Origin of the sequence: Azohydromonas caseinilytica, assembly GCF_012927045.1 — a bacterium.
GTDB classification, from domain to species: Bacteria; Pseudomonadota; Gammaproteobacteria; order Burkholderiales; family Burkholderiaceae_C; genus Azohydromonas; species Azohydromonas caseinilytica.
Genome location: NZ_JABBFW010000011.1, coordinates 43,237 through 58,642 on the forward strand (window position 1 = coordinate 43,237; position 15,406 = coordinate 58,642).

Here is a 15,406-nt window from a genome sequence, read left to right on the forward strand (position 1 = left end):
AACCATGACCGTAAACCCCTTCCCTCTGGAGCGGCAGGCGCTGCTGCAGTGCTACCGGACCATGCGCACCATCCGCGAGTTCGAGGAGCGGCTGCACGTGGACTTCGCCCGCGGCGACATCCCGGGCTTCGTGCACCTCTACGCCGGCGAGGAGGCGACCGCCGTGGGCATCATGAGCCACCTGGGCGACGGCGACCGCATCGCCAGCACGCACCGCGGCCACGGCCACTGCATTGCCAAGGGTGTGGACGTGGCGGCGATGATGAAGGAGATCTACGGGCGCAAGGGCGGCTCCTGCAACGGCAAGGGCGGCTCCATGCACATCGCGGACCTCTCCAAGGGCATGATGGGCGCCAACGGCATCCTGGGCGCGGGCGCGCCGCTGGTGTGCGGCGCGGCGCTGGCGGCCAAGTACCGCAAGAGCGGCGAGGTGGCCGTGTGCTTCGCGGGCGACGGTGCCTCCAACCAGGGCACCTTCCTGGAGAGCCTGAACCTGGCGGCGGTGTGGAACCTGCCGGTGCTCTTCGTCATCGAGAACAACGGTTACGCCGAGGCCACCTCGCGCGACTACGCCACCGCGGTGAACAGCTTCGTGGACCGTGCCTCGGGCTTCGGCATGCCCGGCGTCGCCGTGGACGGCACCGACTTCTTCGCCGTGCACGAGGCCGCCGGCGAGATCATCAAGCGCGCCCGCGAGGGCGGCGGCCCGGCGCTGCTGGAATGCCGCATGGTGCGCTTCTACGGCCACTTCGAGGGCGACGCCCAGACCTACCGTGCCCCGGGTGAGCTCGATGACATCCGCAACAACCAGGACTGCCTGAAGAAGTTCGCGGCCCAGGTCACGGGCGCTGGGCTTGTCACCAGCGAGGAGCTGCAGGCCGTTGACCACGAGGTGCTGGGCCTGATCGAGGACGCCGTCAAGCAGGCCAAGGCCGCGCCGCTGCCCAGCGCCGCGGACCTGCTCACCGACGTGTACGTCAAGTACTGACGCACCCCGTCGCCACGCATTCACATTCACTCAGCCATCCAGCCAGGAGACAGGACATGGCCAGAAAGATTTCATTCAAGCAGGCGGTCAACGAAGCCATCGACCAGGAAATGGCGCGCGACCCCTCCGTGATCATGATGGGCGAGGACATCGTCGGCGGCACCGGGGCCGAAGGCGAGAAGGACGCCTGGGGCGGCGTGCTGGGCGTCACCAAGGGCCTGTATGCCAAGTACGGCGACCGCTTGCTGGACACGCCGCTGTCGGAAAGCGCCTATGTGGGCGCCGCGATCGGTGCGGCGGCCTGCGGCATGCGGCCCATCGCCGAGCTCATGTTCATCGACTTCATGGGCGTGTGCTTCGACCAGATCTTCAACCAGGCGGCCAAGTTCCGGTACATGTTCGGCGGCAAGGCCGAGACGCCGGTGGTGATCCGCGCCATGGTGGGCGCGGGCTTCCGCGCCGCGGCGCAGCACTCGCAGATGCTCACGCCGGTGTTCACGCACATTCCCGGCCTGAAGGTGGTGTGCCCCAGCACGCCCTATGACACCAAGGGCCTGCTGATCCAGTCGATCCGCGACAACGACCCGGTCATCTTCTGCGAGCACAAGAACCTGTACGGGCTCGAAGGCGAGGTGCCCGAGGGCTCCTACGCCATTCCCTTCGGCGAGGCCAACGTGGTGCGCGAGGGCGAGCATGTCTCCATCGTCACCTACGGGCTGATGGTGCACCGCTCGCTGGAAGCCGCCGCGGCGCTGGCCAAGGAAGGCATCGAGGCCGAGGTCATCGACCTGCGCACGCTCTCGCCGCTGGACATGGACACCGTGTTCGACAGCGTGGAGCGCACCGGGCGCCTGGTGTGCGTGGACGAGGCCAGCCCGCGCTGCAACCTCGCCACCGACATCTCGGCCCAGGTGGCGATGCACGCGTTCAAGGCCCTCAAGGCGCAGATCGAGATCGTCTCGCCGCCGCACGTGCCCGTTCCCTTCTCACCCACGCTGGAAGATCTCTACATCCCCAGCGCCCAGCAGATCGCCGACGCGGTGCGCCGCACGGTCAAAGGAGGAAAGCAGTAATGGCTCAAGGCATCACCCCCATCGTCATGCCCAAGTGGGGCCTGTCGATGCAGGAAGGCACCGTCATGTCCTGGCTGGTGGAGGAAGGCACGGAGATCACGGTGGGCATGCCGATCCTGGAGGTCGAGACCGACAAGATCGCCAACGCCGTGGAGGCAGCCGACCCCGGCGTGCTGCGCCGCAAGGTGGCGCAGGTCGGCGAGCTGCTGCCGGTCAAGGCGCTGCTGGGCGTGATGGCGGACGCGTCGGTGTCCGACGCCGACGTCGACGCCTACATCGCCGCCTACGAGACACCCTCGGCCGACGCGGGCGAGGATGCCGATGCCGCGCCGGCCTACCTCTGGACCGAGGTGGACGGCCTCCGCGTGCGCTACGCGCGCCGCGGCGCCGCCAGCGGCACGCCGGTGCTGTTCATCCACGGCTACGGCGGCGACCTGGACAACTGGCTGTTCAACATCGACGCGCTGGCCGAGGCCGCGCCCGTGATCGCGCTGGACCTGCCGGGGCACGGCCAGTCCGCCGTCCAGCTGCCCGGCACCAGCCTGGGCGCGCTGGCGGACTTCGTGGCCCGCTTCCTGGACCAGCTCGACGTGGAGCAGGTGCATGTGGTGGGGCACTCCATGGGCGGCGCCATCGCCTCGCAGCTGGCGCTGGCGCACCCGCTGCGCGTGGCCTCGCTGGCGCTGATCGCGCCGGCCGGCCTGGGCGAGGACATCAACGCCGGCTACACGGAGGGCTTTGCCAAGGCCGCGTCGCGGCGCGAGCTCAAGCCGGTGCTGGAGCAACTGTTCAACGACCCTGCGCTGGTGAGCCGGCAGATGGTGGACGACGTGCTCAAGTACAAGCGGCTCGACGGCGTGGAGCCGCTGCTGCTGTCGCTGGGCCAGGCGCTGTTCGGCGACGGCCGGCAGGCCGAGCGGCCGGGGCTGGAGCTCGCCTCCACGGGCAAGCCGGTGCTGGTGGTGTGGGGCGCGGAGGACCGCGTGGTGCCCGCGGCCCACATCACCAACGCGCCGCCCGGCGCCACGGTGGAGCGCTTCGAGGGCGCGGGCCACATGGTGCAGATGGAGCGCGCCAGTGACGTCAACCGGCTGCTGCGCCGGCATGTGGGCGGCTGAGGAGCAGCGCCCCGCCGCGGCGGCCCCGGTGCCGCCGCGCTTCGTCCTGCTGCCGGCGGGTGACCGGCCGCAGGACGGGCTGGCGCTGGAGCAGCTGCTGCTGGAGCGCGCCGCCGGGGGCGGCGCCTTCGCCGCGATCTGGGAATGCCGGCCCGCGCTGGTGGTGCCCGCCACCTACCGGCGCTTCGAGCGTTTCGAGCTGCTGTGCGAGCGTTCTGCCTTGCAGGGCTGGCCGGTGTCGGTGCGCCGCTCCGGCGGCGGGCTGGTGCCGCAGGGGCCGGGCATGGTCAACCTCAGCCTGGCCTGGCGCACGCGCTGCCGCATGGCCGAGGCGATGGAGCCGGTCTACCGCGGGCTGTGCGGGCTGCTGCAGGAGGCCTTCGAGGCTTTCGGCCTGGAGGCGCTGGCGCAGCCGGTGGAAGGCTCCTTCTGCGACGGCCGCTTCAACCTCGCGCTGGACGGGCGCAAGGTGGTGGGCACGGCCCAGTACTGGAAGCGGGCGAACGCCGAGGAGCATGTGGTGCTGGCGCATGCCTGCGTGCTGGTGGATGCGGACCTGCCCTTGCTGGTGGGGCGGGCCAACGCCTTCGAGGCGCAGCTCGGCAGTGACAAGCAGTACCGGGTGGAGGCGGTGGCAAACCTGGTGTCGGGGCTGGACCGGGTGCCGGTGGACGGGCCGCGCCCGGGCCTCACGGCGGCGAGCTTTGCCCAGCGGCTGGCGCAGGTGGTGGACGGCAGCGCGGCCTTGTGCTGAGGCACCGACATTTCCCCCAATGCAAAAGCGGGCCGGGTGATCCCCGGCCCGCTTCGTTGTTGAAGGCGCGGTGCCCGGCTCACTGCGCTGCCGGCTGCCCCGCCAGCCAGTTCAGGTACGCCACCAGCTCCCAGATCTGTTCCTGGGTAAAGGTCTTGCCCCAGGGCGGCATGATGTCCGTGCCGCGGCGGCCCTCGCTGATGACCTTGAAGGCCTCGGCCGGCACGAAGTCGCTGCGGCCGGTGAAGCTGGGCGCGCGCCCGCCCACGCCGCCGCTGCCGTGGCAGTAGGCGGCGCAGGTGGCGCCGAAGCGGCCCTTGCCGGCCTCGACGCGGGCCGGGTCGGTCAATGGGAAAGGCGGCTTGACCTCATCGGCCGCTTGAGCGGCCAGGGCAACAACAGCGGCCATGCCGGCCAGGCCGGCACGCAGGGAACGCAACGCGAATTCGGGCTTGTTCATCGTAAAGCTCTCACGGGATCGGCAAAAAACGGAGGACGGCCGCGGCACGGCCGCCCTCCCCAAGCGGCGGCCACCCGGCCGCCGCCATGCGCAAGCGCAAGGCTCAATCGACGGTGAAGGCGATCAGCGCGGCACCGCCGGGCAGATCGCGAATCTGCGGGAAGGCGCCGGTGAGGAAGCCCGGCGCGTGCGAGCCCAGCCCCGTGGGGATGACGATGTACTGCTTGCCGTTGACGGCGTAACTGATGGGGCCGCCGCGCACGCCCGACCCGGCGTTGAAGCGCCACAGCTCCTTGCCGTTGTCGGCGTCGAAGGCGTAGAGCTGGCCGCGCATGTCGCCGGTGAACACCAGCCCGCCGGCGGTGGCCAGCGCCGAGCTCAGCGGCGGCAGCTCGAAGCGCACCTTCCAGGCCTGTTTGCCCGTGAGCGGGTCGAATGCACCCAGCCAGCCGTCGGCCTTTTTTCCCGGCGGGTTGACCAGCGTGATCTCCGACAGCCCCAGCGACAGCATGCCGATGCCCGGCACCTCGCCCTGCCTGGCGCTGGTGACGGTGTTGCAGACCTCCATGCCGTGCGAGTACCAGAGCTTGGTGTTCGGGTTGTAGGCGCCGTGGTTCCAGCTGCGCGCGCCCAGCAGGTTCGGGCAGTGCAGCTTCTGCTTGCCTGTCTCGGGGTGCACCGGGTCGATGGGCAGGCCGGTCTTGGGGTCCACGCCCTTGGCCCAGTTCATGTTCTCGGTGTACTGCCAGACGTTGCGGATCGCGCCGTCGGCCGGGTTCATCACGTAGACGAAGCCGTTCTTGTTGAGGTGCACCAGCGACGTCCCGCCCCGGCCGTCGGGCACCAGCAGCGCCTCGTAGGCGGCGTCGAAGTCCCAGGTGTCGTTGGGCACCTCCTGGCGGTGCCACTTCACCTTGCCGGTCCTGGGGTCCAGCGCCAGCAGCGTGGCGGTGTAGAGGTTGTCGCCCAGGCGGTCTTCGCGGTTGAAGTCCGGCGCGGCGTTGCTGGTGCCGATGTAGATGGTGTCGCTGCCCGGGTCGTAGGTGCCGGGCAGCCAGGCCGAGCCGCCGCCCTTCTTGCGGCTGTTGCCGGGCCAGCTCTTGGGGTCGTCGCGCGGCACCTCGAAGGTCCAGGCGCGCTCGCCGGTGTCGGCCCTGACGGCGAAGATCTTGCCGATGGTGGGCTGGTCGCCGCCGGTGGTGCCGCCGAAGAGGATGTCGCCGGCGAGCTGCGGCGGCGAGGAGAACAGCGCGCCGTACTCGTTCTTGAGGTCGCTGAGCTGCGTGGACCAGAGCTGCTTGCCCGTCTTCTGGTCCAGCGCGACGAAGCGCCCGTCCAGCGTGCCGATGAACACCTTGCCGCGGCCCACGGTCACGCCGCGGCTGGCCGAGCCGTAGAACACCTCCTTGACAATCGGGTCCAGCTTGGGCGTGTAGCGCCACAGGATGCGGCCGGTGGCGGCATCGAGCGCGAAGACGTTGTTGTCGGCAGCGATGCTGTAGAGCACCCCGTCCACCACGATGGGCGTGGCCTGCAGGCCGTGCGTGATCACGCCGGGCTGGTGGACCCAGGCCACGCGCAGCCGGCCGACGTTGCGCTTGTCGATCTGCGTGAGCGGGCTGAAGCGCCAGGCGTTGTGGCTGCGGTGGTACTGCGGCCAGTTGTCCGGGTCGTCGAAACCCGGGCCGCTGCCGGCTGCGCCGGCCGGTGGGCCGGCCAGCAGGCCCAGGGCGCACAGCGCGCCCACCGAACTCCACCCCTTGATGCTGCCGAACGTGTTCTTCACGGACATGTCTCCTGGAAAGTCGTTGTCTCAGGGATCGCGGGCGACCGCGGTCGCCGTGAAGAACTTCGCAGCTTCCATGCCACGCGGGCCATGGAACCTCAGCACCGGGCAGGCGGTGCCGCGGCCGCCTGCGCAGCGGCGCGTGTGGTGCTACAGCTGTCGCTGCCGCGGCTGTTGCCCACGCGACAGTTGTCGCAGGGCCAACGAGCTGAGGAATGCGGCCTCATACGAGTCCCAAGGAATCCATGGACCCGTATTCCGTTCGTTCCGAGGTATCGAAGGATGAACGGCCCTCACCATCGTGCTGCCATCGCAGCCTGCCGGATTCGTGCTTCGATGCGCCGTAAGGCGCACCCTGCCCTGAGGTACCGAAGGGTCAGTACGAACGGGTTGGGGTTCGAAGACTTGGCGCGATGCGTATCAGGCCATCGCCGCCTGCAGCGCCTGCAGCACCTCGCCCACCGCGCCGCGGCTGGCCAGGCCCACGGCCGGCGTGGCCTGCAGCATGGCCTCGAACACCGCGCGCACCTGCTCGGCCGTCACGGCCTCGATCTGGCGCACCGCCTCGTCCGCGCCGATGAGCCGGCCGTGCACGAACAGCTGCTCCGCCGCGGCCTCGATGGCGCTGAAAGGACGCTCCTGCTTGTGCACGGCCTGCACCAGCAGCTGGTTGCGCGCGCGTTCCAGGTGCTGCGCGTCGATGCCCTCGGCCTGCTCCTTGAGCAGCCGCCCCACCGTGGCCACGTACTCCAGCAGCTTCTGCGGCTGGGTGATGGCGTCGATGACCAGCAGCCCGTGCACGTCGCTGACCTCAGCCTCGCTAGCCACGTGGTAGGCCAAGCCGCGGCGCTCGCGCACCTCGTCCACCAGCGGCGCGCTCATGCCGCCGCCGAACAGCGTGGCCGCCACCAGGCCGGCGTGGTGCCCCTGGCGCATGCTGGGCAGCGGCAGCCCGATGGAGCTGTAGACCTGCGAGATGCCCGCACGGCGGCGCGACTGCAGCCCGCCCACATGCGCCACCGCCTCGGCGGCGGAGCCCTCGCCGCGCGGCACATGGCCGAACAGCTGCCGCGCCAGCGCGTCGATGCGCGCGGGCTGCACGTCGCCGCCGGCGGCGATGACGAGGTTGGCGCCGGCGTAGTGGCGCTTCACGTAGCCCACCAGGTCCTCGCGCGTGATGCGCTCGATGTGGCGCCGCGTGCCGATGATGGGCCGCGCCAGCGGCTGCTTGCCGTAGGCCGCCACGTCCAGCAGCTGCGACACCACGGACTGCGGGTCCTCCTCGTACTCGACCAGCTCCTGCAGCAGCACCTCGCGCTCGCGCTCGATCTCGGCCTCGGGAAAGGTGCTCTCCAGCACCACGTCGGCCAGCATCTCCAGCATGCGCGGCGCGTCGCGGCCCAGGCCGTTGAGGTAGTAGACGGTGGTGTCCTTGGAGGTGTAGGCGTTCATGTCGGCGCCGATGCGCTCGGCGTCGAGGTTGATGGCCTGCACGTCGCGCGTGGCCGTGCCCTTGAAGGCCATGTGCTCCAGGAAGTGGGAGATGCCGTTGAGCCGGGCGCTCTCGTTGCGCGAGCCGGTGCGCACGAACACCGCGACGCTGGCGCTGCGCAGGTGCGGCATGGGCACGGTGACGACGCGCACGCCGTTGTCGAGCTCGGTCACGACGGGCACGGCCGCGGGCTGGGACGGGGAGATTTCAGGCTTGATCACGGCCCGATTGTCGCCGCTGGCCCGGCGCGCCCCCGGCGGCGGCAGGGACGGCCCGGCTTCAGCGCCCCGCCAGCTGCCGCAGCAGCGCCGCCACATGCGCCGCCGGCGGCATCTCCACCGTGCGCCAGGCCAGGCGCGCCTCGCCGTCGAACAGGTAGACCTGCGCCGTGTGGCGGTCGGCGCCGCGCGCGCGCCCGCGCAGGAAGTCCAGCAGCCGGTCCACGTCCTGCACCCGCGGCAGCGCGGCCTGCCACGCCGGGTGCGCGCCGAAGCGCGCGCGCCAAGCCTGCAGCGCCGCCGGCGTGTCGCCCAGCGGGTCGATGCTCAGCGACAGCAGCTGTGCGCCTGCGGGTGGCAGCAGCGGCGCCACCGCCGCGAACAGCGCGCCCTGGATCGGGCAGGTGGCGCTGCAGCCGGTGAACATCAGCTGCACCGCGCTGACGCGCCCGCGCAGCCGCTGCCGCAGCTCGAAACGCTCGCCTGCCTCGCCCACCAGCGGCAGCTCCAGCGCGGGCTGCGGCGGGTTGACCGGGCCCATGCTGCCGTGAGCGGGCACGGCCTGCGCCCGCGCGCCGCCGGCGCACAGGGCGGCGATCCAGCCCAGCGCCCGGCGCCGCTGCAGTAAGGAGGGCAGGGTGTTCATGGCTCGCGGCGGCTCAGGTGGCTCCACAGGTCCGCGCAGTCGGCATCCGACAGCTCGTAGCGCGGCATGGTGCGCGGCACGATGACATGGGCCGGATCGACCCCGCTGCGCAGCAGCCGGCAGAAGGATGCCGCGTCATAGCGCGACGGCGGCCCGCCGCGCCGGCTGGTTGCGCTCGTCAACGACACGGTCGTCAGCAGCGGCGCGATGCGCTGCGCCGCCGCGCCGCCATGGCAGTTGCCGCAGCGGCTGGCGCCGGCCGGCAGCGCGAAGTCCTGCCCCGCGATGCGCGCCGCCAGCGGCTCCTCACCTTGAAAAAGCCTTTGCCCACGGGCCCGATCGGGCGCCGGCATGCCGTTGGTGAGCGCCCACAACAGCAGCGCGCAGGCCGCTGCGCGCGGCAGCCTGGAACGCGGGCGCTGGCTGCGCAAGAGGGATGGGACCGGCAGCGGCATGGGCAGCAGTGTGCCTTGTCCGGGACCGGCGTGAGGACGGTTGCGACAGTTACCGTTTCGCTCTCTTCCAAGTCCCGATGCGGCATTTTCCCGGGCCTAGACTGAAACACGACACCGCCAGCTCCTGGCGTGGCATGCCTGCGCCCTGCCCCGGCCACGAGCCCGGGCGCTGCGCAGCCGGCATTGCGGCCCCGAGGCTTGCGGTGTTCGGGACCCGTTGAGAAGCAAGGCCGTTCCTTTCCATGGCACGGCCCGCGTCCGCATGCGCGGCCGCCCAGGGGAAGTACGCGAGTCCAGAAATTTCGTTCGCTGCTGGGGAGAACCGCCATGTGCCGAGGCCACGGGACGAGGTCGAGCCTGCCACCCTGCGTGTCGCACGCCATGGCGTGCGGCGCCGCGCGGCCCTCGGCGCCGCGGCGGGCGTGGGTGCTGCTGGCGCTGCTGGCCGTGGCGGCCTGTGGCGGCGGCGATGCGCCACGCTCCACCGGCCAGGCGGCGCTGCGGGAGTCGGCGCAGGCCATCGCGGCGCCGGCGCAGGGGCGCTGGTCGCCGCTGGTCCCGCTGTCGCTGGTGCCCGCGGCCGCGGCGAACCTGCCCAACGGCAAGGTGCTGCTGTGGTCCGCCGAGACGCGCTTCTCCTTCTCCGCCACCGGGCGCACCTACACCACGATTTTCGATCCGGCCACGCAGACCGCGACGGAGACGCTGGTGTCCAGCACCAGCCACAACATGTTCTGCCCCGGCACCAGCAACCTCGCCGACGGGCGGCTGCTGGTCAGCGGCGGCATCGACTCCGAGAAGACCAGCCTCTACGACGCCGCCACCAACACCTGGAGCGTGGGCCCGCGCATGAACATCCCGCGCGGCTACCAGGCCAACTGCGTGCTGGAGGACGGCTCGGTGTTCACGCTGGGCGGCTCCTGGTCCGGCGGCACCGGCGGCAAGCACGGCGAGCTCTGGACCGAGGCCGGCGGCTGGAAGCGCCTGCCCGGCGTGCCCATCGATTCCTTCCTCTCCGTGGACCCCTCGCCCGCCAACAGCAGCTTCGGCGGCGACAGCCACTTCTGGCTGGTGCCCGCGGGCAACGGCCAGGTCTTCCATGCCGGCCCGGGCGTGCGCATGCACTGGATCAACCCCCAGGGCGCCGGCAGCATCACGCCGGTGGGCCCGCGCGGCGACGACGTGTTCAGCGTCAACGGCAACGTGGTGATGTACGAGGCCGGCAAGCTGCTCAAGACCGGCGGCGCCCCGGCCTACGAGGACGTGGACGCCACGGCCAACTCCTACGTCATCGACATCAACGCCGGCGTGCAGCTCAGGAAGATCACGCCCATGGCCTATGCGCGGGCCTACCACAACAGCGTGGTGCTGCCCAACGGCCAGGTGCTGATCGTCGGCGGCATGACCTTCGCCAAGAACTTCTCCGACAACACCGCGGTGCTGCGCGCCGAACTGTTCGACCCGGCCACCGAGAGCTTCACGCTGCTGCCGCCCATCGCGGTGGGGCGCACCTACCACAGCGTGGCGCTGCTGCTGCCCGATGCGCGCGTGCTCTCGGCCGGCGGCGGCCTGTGCGGCCAAGGTTGCGACGCCAACCATCCCGACCTGCAGATCTACACCCCACACTACCTGCTCAACCCCGACGGCAGCGCCGCGACGCGGCCCGTGATCACGTCCGCGCCCGCCGAGGCCGTGCACGGCACGCGCATCGCCGTGAGCACCGACGTGCCCGTCACCGCCTTCTCGCTGGTGCGGCTGTCCTCGGTCACGCACACCGTCAACAACGACCAGCGCCGCGTGGCGCTGAGCTTTACCGGCAACGGCGCCAACGGCTACAGCGTGGCGCTGCCCAGCAATCCGGGCATCCTGCTGCCGGGCCACTGGATGCTGTTCGCCCTGAATGCCGACGGCGTGCCCTCGGTGGCGAAGATGCTGCGCGTGCACGGCAGCGGCGCGCCGCGCATCACCAACCCCGGCGACCAGAGCTCCGCCACCGGCACGCCGGTCGCGCTGGCGCTGGGCGGCACCGGCGCCACGTCCTGGAGCGCTTCCGGGCTGCCGCCGGGGCTGAGCCTCAATGCCGCCACCGGCGCGATCAGCGGCACGCCCACGCAGGCCGGCCGCTACGCCGTCACGCTCAGCGCCGGCAACGCTCTCACCTCCACCAGCACCACGCTGGTGTGGACGGTCGCCACCGGCAGCGGCGGGGGCGACGGCGGCGGCGGCGTGCGCCACGTGCGCCTGGAGGCGCTGAGCGAGGTCAACGGCGGCCCCTGGACCGCGGTGGCCGAGTTCAACCTGCTCGACGCCGGCGGCGCCGTGGTCCCGCGCACGGGCTGGACGGCCAGTGCCGACAGCGCGGACAGCGTCGGCGACACGCTCAAGGACACCGGCGCGGCGGTCAACGCCATCGACGGCGACCCGGCGTCGATGTGGCACACGCAGTGGGCCGGCGGCGCGCCGCCGCACCCGCACCTGCTCAGCGTCAACCTCGGCACGGCGCGCAGCATCGGCGGCTTCAAGGTGCTGCCGCGCAGCGACGGCACGCTCAACGGCACCATCGCCGGCTGGCGCTTCTGGACCAGCAGCGACGGTAACAACTGGACCATGATCGCCAGCGGCAACTTCAAGGACCTGGGCCCCCCGGAGGCCGAGAAGACGGTGACCTTCGCCCCGGTGGGCGGCGCCAACCGCGCGCCCACGCTGGCGCCGGTGGCCGACCGCAGCGGCAGCGTCGGCCAGCCCGACACGCTCAGGCTCAGCGCCTCCGACCCCGACGGCGACAGCCTGAGCTACGCCGCCACCGGGCTGCCCGCCGGGCTGAGCCTCGACACCGGCACCGGCACCATCAGCGGCACGCCGGGCAGCGCGGGCAGCTACGGCGTCAACGTGCAGGTCAGCGACGGCCGCGGCGGCAGCGCCAGCCAGTCCTTCACCTGGAGCGTGGCGGCCGCGGCCTTCGCGCTCGATCCGGTGGCGGCGCCGCCCGTCGCCGCCGGCACCAGCGCCAGCTACAGCGCCGGCTCCAACGGCGGCAGCGGCACGCGCTACGCCTGGGACTTCGGCGACGGCACGCCCGCGACCGCGCCGTCCACGGCCACCGGCGCCAGCCATGTCTTCGCCGCGCCCGGGCTCTACACCGTCACGCTCACGGGCACCAGCCCGAGCGGCACGGTCAAGACATTGAGCTTCGTGCAGGCGGTGGTGGAGGCGCCCGCCGGCAGCGCGCGGCCCACGCACTCCTCCAACGTGGTGCTGGAGAACCGCAGCGGCGCCAACGCCCGCGTCTGGCTGGTGAACCAGGACAACGACAGCGTCAGCGTCTTCGACGCCGTCACGCTGGCGCGGCAGGCGGAGATCGCCGTCGGCAGCATGCCGCGCAGCCTCGCCGTCGCGCCGGACGGGCGCGTGTGGGTCGCGAACAAGGGCAGCGCCACGCTGTCGGTGATCAGTCCCACGTCGCTGGCGGTGGTGCAGACCCTGAGCCTGCCGCGCGGCAGCGCGCCCTTCGGCCTGGCCTTCGCCGCCGACGGCAGTGCCGCCTGGCTGACGCTGGAGGCCTCTGGGCGGCTGCTCAAGCTCAACCCCGCCACCGGCGCCACGCTGGGCGCGCTGGACGTGGGCCCGAACCCGCGCCACCTCTCGGTCACCGCCTCGGGCGCGCGGGTGCTGGTGTCGCGCTTCGTCTCGCCGCCGCTGCCCGGCGAAGGCACGGCCACGGTGAGCACCACCGGCGCCGACGGCAGCCCGCGCGGCGGCGAAGTCGTGGTGGCGACGTCGGCGCCCGCCATCGAGCGCACCGTGGTGCTGCGGCACAGCGACAAGGCCGACACCACGCTGCAGGGTGCCGGGCTGCCCAACTACCTGGGCGCGGCCGTCATCGCCCCGGACGGGCGCAGCGCCTGGGTGCCGTCCAAGCAGGACAACGTCAAGCGCGGCACGCTGCGCAGCGGCGCCAACCTGGACTTCCAGAACACGGTGCGCGCCATCAGCTCGCGCATCGACCTTGGCAGCTGGTCCGAGGATTACCCCGGACGCGTGGACCACGACAACTCCAGCCTGTCCAGCGCCGCGGTGTTCCACCCGAGCGGCGCCTACCTGTTCGTGGCGCTGCAAAGCAGCCGCGAGGTGGCGCTGGTCGATCCGGTACGCCGCCGGGAGATCCTGCGCTTCGGCGTGGGCCGCGCCCCTGACGGGCTGGCGGTGTCGGCCGATGGCCGGCGGCTGTTCGTCAACAACTTCATGGACCGCAGCCTGGGCGTGCTGGACCTTACCCGTCTGGTCCAGTTCGGCGAGCTGCGCCTGGCCACGCTGGCCGAGGTCGCGGCCGTCGGCACCGAGCGCCTCGCGGCGCAGGTGCTGCGGGGCAAGCAGTTCTTCTACGACGCGCGCGACCCGCGGCTGGCCCGCGACGGCTACATGAGCTGCGCCGTCTGCCACGCCGACGGCAGCGGGGACGGCCGCGTCTGGGACCTCACCGGCCTGGGCGAGGGCCTGCGCAACACCGTCAGCCTGCGCGGACGCGCCGGCGCGCAGGGCTTCCTGCACTGGAGCAACAACTTCGACGAGGTGCAGGACTTCGAGGGCCAGATCCGCGCCCTGGCCGGCGGCACCGGGCTGATGAGCGACAGCGCCTTCAACACCGGCACGCGCAGCCAGCCGCTGGGCGAGCGCAAGGCCGGCGTCTCGGCCGACCTGGATACGCTGGCGGCCTACGTGGCCTCGCTCAACGCCTTCGCGCCCAGCCCGCACCGCCCGGCCGCGGCCACGCTGTCGGCCACCGCCGCGGAAGGGCGCACGCTGTTCGCCAACCGCAACTGCGCGGCCTGCCACGGCGGCACGGCCTTCACCCACAGCGGCGCCAACACGCTGGCCAACATCGGCACGCTAAAGCCGTCGAGCGGCCAGCGCCTGGGCGGCACGCTTGGCGGCATCGACGTGCCCACGCTGCGCGACGCCTGGGCCACCGCGCCCTACCTGCACGACGGCTCGGCGCCGACGCTGGAGGCGGCCATCCGCGCCCACAACAACGTCAGCGCCACGGACGCCGACATCACCAGGCTGGCGGCCTACGTGCGCGAGATCGGCAGCGACGAGGCCGCGGCGCCGCTGCCGCCGGGCAGCGCGACGAGCCTGTGGCCCGCGTCGGCCACGCCGGCGGAGGCCAGCCACAACGACACCGGCGCGGTCAACCTGGGCGTGAAGTTCCGCGCCAGCCAGGCCGGTTACGTGCTGGGCATCCGCTTCTACAAGGGCAGCGCCAACACCGGCACGCATGTGGGCACGCTGTGGAGCAGCGCCGGCACGGCGCTGGCCAGCGCGACCTTCATCAACGAGACCACCAGCGGCTGGCAGGAAGCGAGGTTCGCCACGCCGGTGCCCGTTGCCGCCAACACCGTGTACGTCGCCTCCTACCTTGCGCCACGCGGCGGCTATGCCTTCAACGGCGACTACTTCGCCACGGCGGGCCTCGGCAGCGGGCCGCTGTACGCGCTGCGCAACGGCGAGAGCGGCGGCAACGGCGTCTACGTGTACGCCAGCACCAGCCGCTTCCCGACGGCCTCCTACCGCAGCGGCAACTACTGGGTGGACGTGATCTTCTCCACCACCGCGCCGTAGCCGCCACCACGGCCCAGGCCGGCCTGCGCGGGCGCCCGTCCCTGCCGCGGCGCCCGTTGCTTCTTGAGCCTCGGCCTCGACGCGGTCCGCTGCGACGGCGCCTTGGGCCGGCCCTGATCCCCCTCCGCGCCATGCCCGCTGCCCTGGCGGCAAGATGGCCGCACCCCACGGAAGGACCCGGCATGGACCCACAGGCATGGACGAGGCGCCGGCTGCTCGCGGCGGCAGCGGCGGCATGGGCCGCAGGCAGCGTCATGGGGGCCGCGGCGGCGCAGCCGGGCGCCGAGGACCAGGACGTCTGGGCCGCGCTGCGCGGCGGCGCCATCGTGCTGTTGCGCCATGCCGACGCGCCAGGCATCGGCGATCCGCCCGATTTCCGGCTGGAGGACTGCGCCACGCAGCGCAACCTCAGCGAACTGGGCCGCAAGCAGGCGCGGCGCATCGGCGAGCTGCTGCGCCGGCAGCAGGTGGCCGTCGGCGCGCTCTGGACCTCGCAGTGGTGCCGGGCCCGCGACAGCGCCACGCTCATGGCGCTCGCGCCGGTGCGCGAGGAGCCGCTGTTCAACTCCTTCTTCGCCGCTCGCGGCGACAAGGACGAGCAGACCGCCGCCGCGCGCCGGAAGCTGCTGGCCTGGCGCGGCCCCGGCGCGCTGGTGGTGGTGACGCACCAGGTCAACATCACCGCCCTCACCGGCCTGGGCGTGTCCTCGGCCGAGGGCATCGTGCTGCGGCCCCGGGGCGACGATCTGGCGCTGGTGGGGCGCATCGCGCCGCCGCGCTGAAGCACCGGCTGCGGA

At 72.1% G+C, this 15,406-nt stretch carries 11 protein-coding genes; 6 read left to right on the forward strand and 5 right to left on the reverse strand.

What is annotated here, in order from left to right; all coding sequences use genetic code 11:
* Positions 1-4: 4 nt before the first annotated feature.
* From HHL10_RS16375 to HHL10_RS16390, 4 genes are read left to right on the forward strand one after another with little or no spacing between them, the layout of a single operon-like run.
* Complete coding sequence (locus tag HHL10_RS16375) at positions 5-988, forward strand: thiamine pyrophosphate-dependent dehydrogenase E1 component subunit alpha (RefSeq protein ID WP_169161468.1); 984 nt, start codon at positions 5-7, stop codon at positions 986-988.
* Positions 989-1,044: 56 nt separating this feature from the next.
* Entirely contained in the window at positions 1,045-2,061 is a 1,017-nt protein-coding gene (locus tag HHL10_RS16380) for an alpha-ketoacid dehydrogenase subunit beta (protein WP_169161469.1), read from the forward strand.
* Entirely contained in the window at positions 2,061-3,179 is a 1,119-nt protein-coding gene (locus HHL10_RS16385; protein ID WP_169161470.1) for an acetoin dehydrogenase dihydrolipoyllysine-residue acetyltransferase subunit, read from the forward strand. Before HHL10_RS16380 ends, HHL10_RS16385 begins: the two co-directional genes overlap by 1 nt.
* Positions 3,166-3,933, forward strand: coding sequence for a lipoyl protein ligase domain-containing protein (locus HHL10_RS16390; RefSeq protein ID WP_169161471.1), 768 nt, complete (start codon positions 3,166-3,168; stop codon positions 3,931-3,933). The genes HHL10_RS16385 and HHL10_RS16390 overlap by 14 nt, the downstream gene beginning before the upstream one ends.
* A gap of 79 nt (positions 3,934-4,012) precedes the next feature.
* On the opposite strand, the gene HHL10_RS16395 is transcribed toward HHL10_RS16390, so the two are convergent.
* The 5 genes from HHL10_RS16395 to HHL10_RS16415 all read right to left on the reverse strand — a co-directional run bounded on the left by HHL10_RS16395 (position 4,013) and on the right by HHL10_RS16415 (position 8,990).
* The gene (locus tag HHL10_RS16395) at positions 4,013-4,393 is read right to left on the reverse strand and encodes a c-type cytochrome (RefSeq protein WP_169161472.1); all 381 of its coding nucleotides are present in this window, start codon (positions 4,391-4,393) and stop codon (positions 4,013-4,015) included.
* Positions 4,394-4,496: 103 nt separating this feature from the next.
* Positions 4,497-6,179 carry a pyrroloquinoline quinone-dependent dehydrogenase gene (locus HHL10_RS16400; protein WP_310734610.1) on the reverse strand — a complete coding sequence of 561 codons (1,683 nt, stop codon included), beginning with the start codon at positions 6,177-6,179 and terminating at the stop codon, positions 4,497-4,499.
* A 420-nt stretch (positions 6,180-6,599) separates the two neighbouring features.
* Entirely contained in the window at positions 6,600-7,892 is a 1,293-nt protein-coding gene (locus tag HHL10_RS16405; protein ID WP_310734611.1) for a M16 family metallopeptidase, read from the reverse strand.
* Positions 7,893-7,950: 58 nt separating this feature from the next.
* Entirely contained in the window at positions 7,951-8,535 is a 585-nt protein-coding gene (locus HHL10_RS16410) for an SCO family protein (protein WP_169161475.1), read from the reverse strand.
* A complete protein-coding gene (locus HHL10_RS16415) occupies positions 8,532-8,990 on the reverse strand; it encodes a c-type cytochrome (RefSeq protein WP_169161476.1) in 459 nt (152 codons plus the stop codon). The genes HHL10_RS16410 and HHL10_RS16415 overlap by 4 nt, the downstream gene beginning before the upstream one ends.
* Before the next feature lie 327 nt (positions 8,991-9,317).
* Between HHL10_RS16415 and HHL10_RS16420 the strand changes: the two genes are divergently transcribed.
* Together HHL10_RS16420 and HHL10_RS16425 are read left to right on the forward strand one after the other, a co-directional pair.
* Positions 9,318-14,609: a DUF4082 domain-containing protein gene (locus HHL10_RS16420; protein WP_169161477.1), complete on the forward strand. Its 5,292-nt coding sequence runs from the start codon at positions 9,318-9,320 to the stop codon at positions 14,607-14,609.
* Between the two features lie 182 nt (positions 14,610-14,791).
* The gene (locus tag HHL10_RS16425) at positions 14,792-15,391 is read left to right on the forward strand and encodes a histidine phosphatase family protein (protein WP_205833074.1); all 600 of its coding nucleotides are present in this window, start codon (positions 14,792-14,794) and stop codon (positions 15,389-15,391) included.
* The last annotated feature ends 15 nt before the right edge of the window (positions 15,392-15,406 follow it).